Source organism: Pigmentiphaga sp. CHJ604, from assembly GCF_036972535.1.
GTDB lineage: Bacteria > Pseudomonadota > Gammaproteobacteria > Burkholderiales > Burkholderiaceae_B > Pigmentiphaga > Pigmentiphaga daeguensis.
Genome location: NZ_CP136998.1, coordinates 893153 through 906099, shown reverse-complemented (window position 1 = coordinate 906099; position 12947 = coordinate 893153). Strand labels below are relative to the sequence as shown.

The window sequence follows — 12947 nt, the reverse complement described above, 5'->3', positions numbered from 1 at the left end:
AGGACATAGCGCTAAAGGGGTAAGGCCGCGACATGCATCTGTCACTCGACCTCGACGATCTGATGCTGTTCCAATCCGTGGTGGAAAGCGGCTCGCTCACGTCGGCCGCGCACAAGCTGGGCGTGCCGCGCGCCACGCTCAGCCGCCGCCTGATCGCGCTGGAGAAAAGCTGCGGCGCGATGCTGCTCAAACGCAATACGCGCAAGGTCTCGCCCACCGCCCTGGGCCTGGACCTGCTGCAGGAGTGCGCGGACATCGCGCGCGCCCGCGACAGCATCGCGCGCAAGATCGCACGCAGCGCCACCAGCATGTCGGGCACGCTGAACGTCGCGATGCCCATCGAGTTCGGCACGGCGTGGCTGGGGCAGGCCATCTCGGAATTCGCCCTGGAACACAACGACCTGCAGATCGTGGTCGACACCACCACGCGGCCCATCGACCTGATCGGCGAAGGCGTGGACATCCTGATCGCCTTCGGCGAGCCCAAGCCGTCGCGGCTGACGGTGCGCAAGCTGGGCGAGATCCGCTACGGGCTCTATTGCAGCCCCGCCTATGAAGCCGGCCTGCCCCAGCCCATATCCCTGGCCACGCTGCCCGCGCTCGACTGGGTGGTGACCGAGCTGCAGTCCGGACAAAGCCTGTGGAACACCGTGCCGTCGGGCGCGGGCCGCTCCGCGCTGGGGCGGGTGCGGGCGCGCGTGAACAGCATCCGCCTGCTGCGCGAGATGGTGGCCTGCGGAACCGGCGTGGGGCTGATCCCCGAGATCCTGGGACGCGATTACGTGCCCGGCGGACGCCTCAAGCGCATCGTTCCCGAGTGGGAGCCCCGCCTGCCGCTCAATGCCTACATCGTCTCGCGCACCAGCGTGCCCCGTGCCACCCGGGCGATGCTCAAATACCTGGCGGACGCCATCCGCAAGTCGCAGGACGCTTAGGGCCTGGTCACGCCAGCGGGAACCCCGCGCAGGCGCCTACGCCTTGCCGAAGTGCCCCGCCATCATGGCCTCGAAGGCGGCCGGATTCTCGAGCTGGGGCAGGTGCCCGGCCCCGGGTATCTCCACCCATTGGGCATGCGGCATCGCCCGCGCCTGCTCGCGCATGGCCGGCACGATGACCCCGTCGGCCTCGCCCGCCGTCAGCGTTGCCCTGACCGGGCTGCGCGCCAGCCCGTCGCGATAGTCGAAGCGGCTGATCGCCCGCGCGCAATGCGCATAGCCTTCCACCGGCGTCTTCAGGATCTGCTCGCGGACCCGCGCGACGAGGGCCGGCTGCTCCGCCAGCGTGGCCGGCGTGAACCAGCGCGCCAAGGTCTCGTCCGCCAGCGCCGCCATGCCGTCGCGCCTGGCGCGCGCGATCCGCTCGTCCCACAGCGCCCCGTAGTTGTCCGGCGTGCTGGACGGCGCATCGCATGCCACCAGGCTGGCCAGCCGCGCGGCATGGCGCGTGGCCAGGTCGAAGCCGATCATGGCGCCCAGCGATACGCCCATGAAATGGAAGCGCGCAAGACCGAGCGTGTCGGCCAGCCGCGTGATCGCATCGGCCAGGCCGGGCAGCGTCACCTCGCCGGCGACAGGCGCCCGGCCATGGCCCGGCAGGTCGATGGCGACCACCTGGTACGTGCGCGCCAGCCAGGCGGCCTGCCGCGCCCAGCTTTCCCCGTCGGACATGATCGAATGGACCAGCAGCACCGCCTCGCCCGCCGACGGCCCCTGCACCGTGTAGTAAAGGCCCGACCCCGCATCGAACTTGCCCTGCGCGCTCATCACCGCATCTCCCCTGTTGAAGTACCCAGCATCATAGACTCCTGGCGGGCGATCAGGGGTCCCTGCGCTTCCGAGCGGCGCTTGACCTCCAGCCAGCGCGGATCCCGCGCGAACGCATCCCAGGCCTGGTCGAAATCCACGCACGACCGCCATTTCAGCAGGTAGACGAAGGTGTCGGGCGCCTCGGGCGGCGTCCAGCTTCGTTCCAGCATCAACCCTTGCTCGGCCAGCAGGGGCGCGGCCGATGACAGGAAGCGGTCGCGCATGGCGGCGAACTTGCCGGGAGCCGCCACGTAGGTCTTCAAGGCATAGACATGGCCGTCCCCCGTCTCGACCGGCAAGGCCGCATCGCTGCCCCATTGCGTCCAGGACCCGTCGTAGACCCTGACGTCGCGTTCGCCCAGCTTGTGCAAGGCCAGGGCCAGCACGCAGGCCGACACGCCGGATCCGCAGGAGCAGACGAAGCGGGTGTCCCGCCCCAGCCCGAGCCCATGCGCCCGCATGACCTCGGCCAGCCGGTCGTCAGGCAGGTAGGCATGCGAAACCGGGTCGAGCAGTTGTTCGTAAGGCAGGTTGACGCTGCCCGGGATGTGGCCGGCGCGCAGTCCCGGCCGCGGCTCGGGCGCCAGGCCCCGGAAGCGTTCGGCGCTGCGCGCGTCCACCACCTGGGACGAGGCGTGCGCAGCGGCAGCGCGCGTGGCGGCGGTATCGGCCACCGCGTCGTGCTCGCGCATCGCGCTCCAGTCCCCTTCCCGCGCGGGCGCGGCCGGGCCCTGCTCCACCGCGCCGCCGGCGGCCCGCCACGCGGGCAACCCGCCGTCCAGCACCGCCACGCGCTCGTGGCCGTAGCCCCGGAACATCCACCACAGCCGTGGCGCGGTGCGTATGCCGTGAGTGTCGTAGACCACGACCAGATCCCCGGCCTGGATGCCCAGTCCACGCATGACGGCCTCGAACTGCGCCACCGGCGGCAGCATCGTGGGCAGGCCGGACGCCGGATCGCTGATCTCGGCCAGGTCCACGAAACGCGCGCCCGGTATGTGCGCCGCCTCGAATTCGCGGCGCGCGTCGCGCCGCTCCGCGGGCAGGTGGCTGGTGCAGTCCAGGATGGCCACGCCCGCGCTGCCCGCGATGCGGGCCAGGTCGGAGGCGGCGATCAGTGGTCCGGTCGGCATCGGGGCGGCTTCACGCTCGTTGGCCATGCCTATTCCACCTTGATGCCGGACTCGGCCACGAAACCCTGCCAGCGCTTGATCTCGCCGGCCATGAAGGTCCGGAACTCCTCCGGCGACATGTTCCCGGGCGGGCTGCCCATGGCCCCGAGCTTGTCCTTCATCGCGGGTTCGTTCAGCGTCTTGCGCACCACCGCCGAGATCTTCCGCACGACGGCGGGCGGCGTGCCGGCGGGCGCCAGCAATCCGGTCCAGCCGTCCATGCCGTACCCGGGCACGCCCGACTCCGCGATGGTGGGCAGGTCGGGATTGCGGGGATAGCGCTTGGGACTGGTGATGGCGACCGCGCGCAGCCGGCCGGACTCGATCCAGGGCTGCACGTCGGAATAGTTGGCGAAGGTCATCTGCACGTCGCCGGCCACGGCGGCCGCCACGGCCGGCGCGCCCCCCCGGTAGGGCACGTGCACCATGTCGGTCTTGGTGTCGTACTTGAAGACCTCGCCGGCGAACTGCGTCAGTCCCCCGGCGCCGCCGAAGTTCAGCTTGCCGGGATACTTGCGTGCATACGCAATCACATCGGCCACCGTCTTGACCGGCAGCGAGGGATGCACGGCCAGGATCAGCGGATTGGTGTTGAGCAACGCCACCGGCGCGAAATCGTTCAGCCCGTGGTAGTCCACCTTGTAGATGAACTGGTTCAGGGTCTGGGGCGCGGCCAGGCCCACCAGCAGCGTATAGCCGTCGGGCTTGCTCTTGGCCACGTAGGACGTCGCCAGGCTGCCGCTGGCGCCCGGCTTGTTCTCGACGACGAAGGGCTGGTTGAACGCGGCCTGCAACGCCTCGGCCGTGATGCGCGCCATCTGGTCGGCGATGCCGCCCGGCGCGTAGGGCACGATCAGCCGCACGGCATGCCGCGGCCAATCGGTGTCGTCGGCGGCTTGCGACGGCGCGATACAGGCGGCCCATGCCGCGGCGGCCAGGCCGGCGGCTTTCAAGCTTTTCTTCATGATGTGTCTCCTCCGGTGCGCGGCGCGCCCGTTATAGTGGAATGACGGTCAGCACGTCGACGCAGCGCGAATCCAGCACGACCACGCGTTCCCGCAGGCGCGGGCCGTCGCCCTGGGCATGCACGATGTCCAGGTACTTGCCGACGCCGTACAGCCGGGATTCCCCGCTCTCGAACGTGCGATAGACGCTGAAATTCGACCGCACGCGCCAGATGCCGTCGCCCACCGCGGCGACCCGGCTGGGTCCCAGCACGTGCGTGTAGCAATGCGGCTCGAAGATGTTGGCGGTACGCAGCGCCGCGATGCGATCGCGCAGCATGCCGCGCCCCTCGCAATGGATGATGCCCACGGGCAGCCCGGCCGCCACGTTCTCGCGCGTGGTCAGCCGGTAGGTGCCATCGTCGGTGAAGAAGTCCGGCCAGGACTCCAGTTCGTCGTCGTCCAGCGCGTGGGCATAGTCGGCCATCAGCCGTACGATCGCGGCCTGGACGTCCTCGCGCACGGCGGGGGAAGAAGCAGTACGAAGTGTGGTCTGCATGATCAGCGTTCCGTCAGAATCCCATGATGTCGCGATAGCCGTGCCAGAACCCCCGGACCGAGGCCTCGGTGGCGCGCGACGACTCGTTCGACTCGGCCACGCGGCCGCCCATCTCGATGAACGCCGCGCGCTGGCCCGCCCCCACCGTGCCCCGCTGCACGAACTCGTTGATGCAGCCGTCCTCCAGGGCCACCAGGCCGGCCGCGCCCGTCAGGTTCGACTGCATGATGCGCATCTTCGACTGCTCGGGCGTGTCGCGCTCGTAGCCCAGGAATATCCATTTCAGTTCGGTCCTGTCCACGCCCTGGGGCACGAAGAACCGGATAGCCAGGGAGTTGAGCGTGAACTGGAACACCACGTTGGGAAACACGGTCTGGATGCTGTGGGTGATGCCGTCGTCGAACTCTTCCCAGGCGTCCAGCAGTTCGGGGCCTTCCAGCGCCGATTCGCCGTGCTTGGCGCCGTACTTGGCGGAGTGCACCTCGGCCGTCAGGTACTCCTTGTCGAGATTGAAGGTGGCGCGCTTGGAATAGCTGATGTGGTGCCACTTGCGGTCGGACAGGATGATGCCCCCGTCCATGTCCAGCCGGTTGACCTTGAACGTGGTGTAGAAGGTATGCAGCAGCGTCGCGTGATAGGAGTCCCGCACGTTCTCGGCATACAGTTTCCAGTTGTTGTGGATGATCTGGCTATGCCGGCCCAGCACCTTCAGCGGCCGGCCGAAGTTGCGCTGGATGAAGGCGCTCATGCGCGGCCCCAGGAACTCGTCCAGTGGCGGCGTCTCGTCCGACAGCGTGCCGAACACCAGCCCGCAGAAGGCCTGCACGCGCACCGGCTGCAGCCGGTGCGCCTCGACGTCGAAATCCTCGGGCATGCCGCCCTTGCCGTTGACGCCGTTCTGGAAAGCGATGGACCGCAACCGGCCGTCCAGCCGGTATGACCACGCATGGTAGACACAGGTCAGATTCTTGACCTTGTCCTTGCTCTTCAACGCGACCAGCGCGCCCTTGTGGGCACAGCGGTTGACCATGGCGTTAATGCGGCCATCGTGGTCACGCGCGACGATCACCGGCGTCTCGCCCATCCAGGACGTGACCACGTCGCCCGGTTCGGGAATGTCCTGCTCGATGCAGAGAAACTGCCAGACCGGGCCGCGGAAGATCCGCTGCTGTTCCCTGTCGTAGACCTCCCGGTCGGAAAAGACCTGGAACGGCACCCGGGTGATGCCTTCGCTGGGCCAGTCGACCAGCGCCTCTCCTGCCTCCATCGTTTTCTCCAATACGCCTCGCGAACTTGGGGCGACGGAGCGATGGTAAGGACTTGCCCGGCCGGGGCATAGCCACATGGCTGGAACTCATCATCCCACTTTTGATGCAAATCCCATTCAATTATGGGCGTCACTCATCACCGCCGTAGTCCTTGATCGGTGGGGTGGGGCGGCCCGCGGTGGGGCGCATTCGGAGCCGCCGGAGTTGGCGCGGTTGGCGGGGAAGCAAGGGCGTGCATGTCTGAGCGCGGCAGTAGGGACAGTCCGGGGGACTGTCCCCGCGCGAGTTCACGCCCGCCCCGCCAACCGCGCCAACTCCGGGAAGTCCCGCGCAGCGGGACCGGCTACGCTGCGCCCCACCGCGGGCCGCCCCACCCCACCGGTCAAGGACGGTTCAATATCTCAGTCCCTGCAGTTGAGGCCAGTCATCATGGATGCCATGCATGGCGATTCAGCCCAGGCTAGCCGATCATCTTCGGCAGCCAGGTGGCGATGCCCGGCAGGAAGAACACCGCGCCCAGCAACAACAGGCTCATGACCACGTAGGGCACGACCGCGATGAAGATCGTCCCCATGGAGACCGACGGCGGCGCCACGCCGCGCATGGTCATCAGCAGCAGCCCATGCGGCGGCAGCAGGAGGCCGAGCTGCATGCAGATCAGGAACATGACCCCGAACCACACCGGGTCGATGCCCAGCACGCCGACGATGGGCATGAAGATCGGCAGCGTGATCATCATCATGCTGATCTGGTCGACGAAGATGCCCAGGAAGATCAGCATCAGCATCATGCCCAGCACGATCATGCCGGTGGACAGGCCATGGCCGGTGATCGTCTCCACCAGGCCGTTGCTCGCCCCCGAGAACGACAGGATCTGGGCGAAGGTCGTGGCACCCAGGATGATGAACAGGATCATGCCCGAGATCGCAGCCGTTCCCTTGAGCGACTTGACCACGGCTTCCCAGGTCAGGCGCCGGTAGAGCGCGGCCAGCAGCATGGTGGCGAAGGAACCCAGCGCCGCGCACTCGGTGGGCGTGGCCCAACCCGCCGCCAGCGCCCCCACCACGACGCCGAAGATGGACAGCGTGGGCAGCACGTAGGCCACGAACAGGTTCCATCGCGCCCAGCCGGTGCGCCGCTCGCCGGTATCGGACGCCGGCGCCCAGGACGGCGTGATGCGCACGCGCACCACGATCCACAGCACGAAGGCCACCGACAGGATGATCCCCGGCATCACGCCGCCTATCAGCAGCTTGGAGATGGAGATGCCCGACAGCGAACCCAGCAGCACGGTCAGCGCCGACGGCGGGATCAGCATGTCCACGGCGCCGATGGCCATGATGGGGCCGGTCGCGATGCGGGGATGGTAGCCGCGCGACAGCATGACCGGCAGCATCAGCGATCCCAGCATGGCGGTGGTGGCGATGGTCGATCCGGAAATGGCCGAGAACACCGTTCCGGCCACCACCGCGACCACGGCCAGGCGGCCCGGCACGCGCGTGATCAGCCGTTCGATGCCGTCGATCACCTTGAGCGCGAGGCCGGTGTGGAACAGCACCTCGCCCATCAGCACGAACAGCGGAATGGGCGTGAGCGAGAAGGCCGCCACCGAGCTGACGCTATTGCGGGCGAGCTGCATCAGCCCGATCTCGCCTCCCATGTACAGCCACGCGCCGATGATATTGATGGAGATGAAGGTCAGCGCCACGGGCATGCCGATGAACAGCAGCACCGTGGATCCGCCCAGCAGGATCCAGGCCGCGATCTGCCAGCTCATGATGCGCTCACCGCTTCGTTGCGCGGGCCCGCCTCGGCATGCAGCAGGCGGTGCATGCGGAACAGCATTTCCACCGCCAGCAGCAGGAACACCACGGGCAGCGGCGCCAGCATCCACCATTCCGGCGTGACCAGCGTCTTGATGTTCATGGCGCCCGACTGGTAGCTGGCCCAGGCCGACTGGGCGCCATACCAGGCGATCGCCAGGCAGCATCCCAGGCCCAGGACGTCGCCGAGCCATTCCAGCCCCCAGGCCACGCGGCGCGGAATGGCCTGCAGCACGATGTCCACGCGAATGTGCTGGCCCTGGCGCAGCAGCCAGGGCGCCAGGCACAGCGTGAGGAGATACAGCATGGCCTCGGACACCTCGTTGCTCCAGGCCAGGCCGCGGGGCAGGCCGGCGATGGCGAGGTTGCGCAGCAGCACGTCGGCCACGATGATGAGCATCATGGCCAGCAGCAACGCGCATCCCACGGCGGCCAGCGCCGTCAGCAGCCGCCCGTAGGCGGCGGACACGCGCGCGATCATGGACGGCTGCCGGCGGCCGGACGGGACAGCAGCGACTTGAAGCGCGCCGCGACCTCGGGGCTCTGCTTGGCCGCGGTGGCCCAGCCCACTTCGTAGGCCATGTCGCGATAGCGCCTGGCGGTGGCATCGTCGAACTTGATGGTCTGGATGCCGGCCTTGGCCTGCCGCGCGGTTTCTTCCTCGGCGTAGCGGTCCCAGAAGCCGTTCTGCGCTTCCAGGGCCAGCAACTGCTTGTTCAGGTAGGCCAGCTGCGGCGGGGTCAGCTTCTTGTAGGCCGGCAGGTTCATGATCAGCGAGACCTCGGCGTCGTAGAAGCCCGGGTCCACGCGGAACTTGGTCTTCTCCTGCCAGTTCAGGTCAAAGATGCCGCCTATCGGCCAGCCATAGCCATCCACGACGCCGCGCTCGAGCGCGGTGTAGACCTCGCCCGGAGGCGTGGTGATGACGTTGGCGTTCAGGGCCTGGAAGAACTCGCGGTAGACCGGCGTGATGCGGATCTTCATCCCCGTCAGGTCCGGCTTGTCGATCTTCTTGTTGATGTACAGGTGGAAGGGCTGGTGTTCGACCATGCGGGCCAGGTACTGCATGTTGCCCTTCTCGTTCCAGACCTTGTTGATGGCCTCGAACGCGCCGTTCTTGCGCTGCTCGGCGACCGGGACGTCGCTGAGCTTCAGGAAGTCGGCCTCGGGCAGCACGTTGGTGTAGAAGGCGCCGGTGTTCAGCGCGATGTCCACCACGCCGGTCTTGACCGCGTTGCCCACCTCGAACGGGGGCATGGTCTTGGGGCCGCCCAGGAAGTTGAGCTGCAGCACCCCCTTACCTTCCTCGTTGAACTTCTTGACCCATGCCTGCAGGTGCTGCACGTAGATGCCGTTCTCGGGAAAGGCCGAGATCAGCCGCAGCGTGGCCTGCTGGGCCTGGACGGGGCCGGCGGACATGGCCGCGCAGGCCAGGAAAGCGGCGGCTGCCTTGACGAGCGGAAATTTCATGCGTTGTCTCCTGTCTTTTCTTGTACCTACGAAGTGCTGCGTGATGGCGCCGCCTCATCCTAGACGGTCGCGAGTTTTTCCTCCAGCGCGCGGCCGCTGTCGTCCGACAGGGCCGCCTTGACCAGCGCCCGCAGGCGCGGGGGGCCGTCGTCGGCCTGCCGCAGCGCCGGCAACACCGACATGATGCGCTGGAAATTGCCCCAGCCGCGCACGTGGGTGTCGCCGTAGCCCTTGATCAGCCGCTGCGCGCGCGCCACTTCCACGGCCAGCGCCGGCTGCCCGGCCGCCAGCGAGACGATGGCCTCCATCCACCGATCCATGCGCTCGCGCTCGACCCGATAGCGCAGCGACGCCCGGCGCATGCCGCGCAGCCCCGCCACCGCGTACAGCAGCAGGAAACCGCGCAGCGAACTGGTGCGCACCACCCGGCCCTTGCGCGTGAACGGCCCGATGCAGGCCCGCGCGAAGGCGCTGCGCATCATCCACCGTCCCAGCCAGGCGGGCATGGCGTCGGCCAGTTCCTCGAGCCGGGGGTGCATGAATTCATTGATCTCCAGTTGCTGCGCCGGCGTCAGCCGCACCTCGGCGGCCACGCGGGCGAAGCGCGCGCCGCGCGTCTTCAGGTCCGCCACCCGCGCCACGTCCTCGTAGGTCATCCACAAGGCCAGGTGGCGCGCCGTCTCGGACAATACCTCCATGCTGGCGGCGCCGCGATCCGGCAGCGCGGACAGCAGCGGGACCAGCCGGTCCAGGTACTCGCCGGCATAGGCCACGTCCTGGTAGTCGGCCGCGCGGACCAGGCCGGCGCGCAGCACCGCGTGGCACTTGGCCGGGAATTCGCGCGCCATCCGCTCTTCCAGGGACGCCAGCCGGGGGCCGACGGCAGCGGGCAGCCGGCCGGGGGCCGCGGATGCCTCCGCCGGCGAAGCCGCCGCCGGCACCTCGCGCCGCACGGTGGTCTCGTGCAGCACCGTCTCCTGGCCGGCGATGGCGGCGTCGAAGCCCGCGGCGAAGGCCTCCAGGCTGGCCTTCACCCCCACGCCCCCGCGGCGGATGGCATCCTCGAACCGTTCGCGGCCGAAGGGCAGCGCGCCCGTCGCCGCCAGCGCCCCGTACAGCGCCGGACTGATGGGACTGCCGGCGTCCTCGGCGATCCGGCTGAAGTCGGCCGCCACGAAACGCCGCGCCGCCACCCGTCCGCCTTCCAGCAGCGCGGCCGAATCGACCCGGTCGTCGCCCATCGCCGTGCGCTCCGTCATGGAATACACCCGGTGGGTGGACGCGATCAGCGTGGTGCGGTCGTCCGCCACCAGGCCCCGCTGCAAGGCGCGGCCCGCCTCCATCAGCTCGGAGGCGATGACCACGTCGACCTCGCCGGGCACCGGCCCCAGCGCCATGACCGGCGCCTTGCCCGGCGGCACGTCCGCCTCGCGGAACATCTCGATGTAGTACACCGTCGCGCCCGTGCGCTGGGCCACGCCCGGCACCGAGGTGGTCTGGGCCAGGTAACCGTTGTGCTCGGCCAGGTCCACCAGCCAGTCGGCCAGCACCCCGCCGCCCTCGCCGCCCATGGCCAGCACCGCGATGGTCAGCGCGCGCGGCGCGCCTGTCTCGTTGCCGATGCTCATGCCGCCAATCCCTCCAGCCGACGGTCGATGCGGCGCTGCAAGGCGCCGATGACGGCCTTCCTGACGCGCGCCTTGAATTTGTCCCAGCGTCCCGGGTTGTTGATGATCTCGGCCCGGTAGAACGATGGGCATAGCACCGCCGCGTGCGACACCTCGCCGCACAGTCCGCAGCCCACGCAACTGTCCACCACCGCCGCGACCGGATCGGTGCGCAGCGGATCGGGATTGTCCCGTATGGTCAGCGAGGGGCAACCGGACAGGCGGATACAGGAATGGTCGCCGGTGCACGTATCGGGATCCACGCCGAAGCGCTCGCGCACGACCCGCCGGCCTTCGCCTATGGCCTTGCGCATGAGCGGACGCACGCGGCGCTGCTTGTTCAGCATGCATTCGCTTTGCGCCACCACCACCTTCGGCCCCTTCTCGCGCGTGGTCAGCGCCTCGCGCAGCGTGTCGCGCATCTGCGCCACGCTGTAGGTGCGCGTCACCGTCCGCACCCACTTCACGCCCACCCCCCGCACGGCGTTCTCGATGGGGTTGTTGGTGCTGCGTATGGGGTTCTCGGCCTTGGACGACAGCACGTCCTGTCCGCCGGTGGCGGCCGAATAGCCGTTGTCCACCACCAGCAGCACGTTGTCGGTCTCGTTGAACACGGCGTTGCCCACGCCGCTGGTCAGGCCGTTGTGCCAGAACCCGCCGTCGCCCATGATGGAGATGGTGCGGCGGGAAGTCTCGCGCGTGTTCAGCGCCGAGGCGCCGGCCCACCCCAGGCCGTAGCCCATGGTGGTGGCGCCCAGGTTGAAGGGCGGTAGCACCGAGAACAGATGGCAGCCGATGTCGCAGCTGATGTGGTGCCGGCCCAGTTCGCGCTCGACCAGCTTGATGGCGGTGAAGATGGGCCGTTCCGGACAGCCGGTGCAGAACGACGGCGGCCGGCCCTGGACCTGGTCGGAAGCACGCTGGATGGCGAAGGCCTTGGGATTGTCCGGCATGCGCGCGGGCGAGGCCGGCCGCGCGGCGCGAGGCAGCGTCCGCCCTTCGAGCAGGCCGGGCTCGTAGCGGCGCACATACTCCGCCAATCCCTTGAGCAGCACGCCGCCGGTGTATTCGCCCGCCATCGGCAGCACGTCCTTGCCATGGACGCGCGTGTTCAGGTCGGCACGCCGCAGGATGGCGTGCACCGCCTGCTCGATGTAGTCGGGCTGCCCTTCTTCCACGATCAGGATGCTGCGCTTGCCGGCGCAGAAGCGGACGAACTCCTCGTCCACCAGGGGATAGGTCACGTTCAGCACGTACAGGGGAATCCGCGACTGGCCGAAGGCATCGGCCAGCCCCAGCAGCTCCAGCGCGCGCAGCACGCCGTTGTACATGCCTCCCTGCATGACGATGCCGATGTCCCGGTCGTCGGCGCCGAAGAACTCGTTCATGCCGTGCTGGACGATGTAGCGCACCGCCGCCGGCCAGCGCTTGGCCACCTTTTCCTGTTCGTGCAGGTAGGAGGCCGGCGGCAGCACGATGCGGTTGACGTCGCGCTCGGGATTCTCGATGGCGTCCTTGAGCGTGAACGCCGGCCGCTTGTTGGCCCGCGTGGTGAAGCGGCCATGCACGTGGCAGGCGCGGATGCGCAGCTGCAGCATGACCGGCGTATTGCTGGCCTCGGACAGCTCGAAGCCCCGCTCCACCGCGCCCACCATGCTTTCCAGGTTGGGGCGGGGGTCCAGCAGCCAGACCTGCGATTTCATCGCGAAGGCATGCGAGCGCTCCTGCATGATGCTGGAGCCTTCGCCGTAGTCCTCGCCCACGATCAGCAGCGCGCCGCCGGTCACGCCGCCCGAGGCCAGGTTGGCCAGCGCGTCCGAGGCCACGTTGGTGCCCACGGTGGACTTGAAGGTGACGGCGCCGCGCAGCGGATAGTTGACCGAGGCCGCCAGGGTGGCGGTGGCCGTCGCCTCGGAGGCGCTGTGCTCGAAGTGCACGCCCAGCTCTTCCAGGATGTCGTTCGCGTCGGTCAGCACATCCATCAGGTGCGAGATCGGCGCTCCCTGGTATCCCGCCACGTACGACACGCCGGACTGCAGCAGGGCCTTGGTCACCGCCAGGATCCCCTCGCCGCGGAACTCCTCGCCCTCTCCCAGCTTCAGCTTGCCGACCTCGTTCGTGAACGAACGCTCCGCCATGGTCCCGTTCTCCTCTGCCTGGTGTCAGCGCATCATTCTTCTCCAGCGGCGGGCCGTGGGCTAATGGTTTATTCGTATATCCCACATTTGTTTTGTGAATA

At 68.5% G+C, this 12947-nt stretch carries 11 protein-coding genes; 1 reads left to right on the top strand and 10 read right to left on the bottom strand.

What is annotated here, in order from left to right; all coding sequences use genetic code 11:
- The first annotated feature begins 32 nt into the window (after positions 1 to 32).
- The gene (locus R4823_RS04495) at positions 33 to 935 is read left to right on the top strand and encodes a LysR family transcriptional regulator (RefSeq protein ID WP_087837645.1); all 903 of its coding nucleotides are present in this window, start codon (positions 33 to 35) and stop codon (positions 933 to 935) included.
- Between the two features lie 36 nt (positions 936 to 971).
- Here the strand turns inward: R4823_RS04495 and R4823_RS04490 are convergent, their stop codons facing one another.
- From R4823_RS04490 to R4823_RS04445, 10 genes are all read right to left on the bottom strand, one after another.
- Positions 972 to 1763 (bottom strand): alpha/beta fold hydrolase, encoded by a 792-nt coding sequence (locus R4823_RS04490; protein WP_087837644.1) that lies wholly within the window; start codon positions 1761 to 1763, stop codon positions 972 to 974.
- Positions 1763 to 2965, bottom strand: a complete 1203-nt coding sequence (locus R4823_RS04485; protein WP_338617629.1) for a sulfurtransferase — start codon at positions 2963 to 2965, stop codon at positions 1763 to 1765. Before R4823_RS04485 ends, R4823_RS04490 begins: the two co-directional genes overlap by 1 nt.
- Positions 2966 to 2967: 2 nt before the next feature.
- The gene (locus R4823_RS04480; RefSeq protein ID WP_087837642.1) at positions 2968 to 3942 is read right to left on the bottom strand and encodes a tripartite tricarboxylate transporter substrate binding protein; all 975 of its coding nucleotides are present in this window, start codon (positions 3940 to 3942) and stop codon (positions 2968 to 2970) included.
- A gap of 31 nt (positions 3943 to 3973) precedes the next feature.
- Complete coding sequence (locus R4823_RS04475) at positions 3974 to 4480, bottom strand: aromatic-ring-hydroxylating dioxygenase subunit beta (protein ID WP_087837641.1); 507 nt, start codon at positions 4478 to 4480, stop codon at positions 3974 to 3976.
- Between the two features lie 13 nt (positions 4481 to 4493).
- Positions 4494 to 5747, bottom strand: a complete 1254-nt coding sequence (locus R4823_RS04470) for a Rieske 2Fe-2S domain-containing protein (RefSeq protein ID WP_087837640.1) — start codon at positions 5745 to 5747, stop codon at positions 4494 to 4496.
- Between the two features lie 461 nt (positions 5748 to 6208).
- The gene (locus R4823_RS04465) at positions 6209 to 7525 is read right to left on the bottom strand and encodes a TRAP transporter large permease subunit (protein WP_087837639.1); all 1317 of its coding nucleotides are present in this window, start codon (positions 7523 to 7525) and stop codon (positions 6209 to 6211) included.
- Positions 7522 to 8052 carry a TRAP transporter small permease subunit gene (locus R4823_RS04460; protein WP_243724374.1) on the bottom strand — a complete coding sequence of 177 codons (531 nt, stop codon included), beginning with the start codon at positions 8050 to 8052 and terminating at the stop codon, positions 7522 to 7524. Before R4823_RS04460 ends, R4823_RS04465 begins: the two co-directional genes overlap by 4 nt.
- On the bottom strand, positions 8049 to 9041 hold the full coding sequence (dctP, locus tag R4823_RS04455) for a TRAP transporter substrate-binding protein DctP (protein WP_087837638.1): 993 nt from the start codon (positions 9039 to 9041) through the stop codon (positions 8049 to 8051). Before dctP ends, R4823_RS04460 begins: the two co-directional genes overlap by 4 nt.
- A gap of 59 nt (positions 9042 to 9100) precedes the next feature.
- Complete coding sequence (locus R4823_RS04450) at positions 9101 to 10669, bottom strand: indolepyruvate oxidoreductase subunit beta family protein (RefSeq protein ID WP_087837637.1); 1569 nt, start codon at positions 10667 to 10669, stop codon at positions 9101 to 9103.
- Positions 10666 to 12846, bottom strand: coding sequence for an indolepyruvate ferredoxin oxidoreductase subunit alpha (locus R4823_RS04445; RefSeq protein ID WP_087837636.1), 2181 nt, complete (start codon positions 12844 to 12846; stop codon positions 10666 to 10668). Before R4823_RS04445 ends, R4823_RS04450 begins: the two co-directional genes overlap by 4 nt.
- Positions 12847 to 12947: the final 101 nt, after the last annotated feature.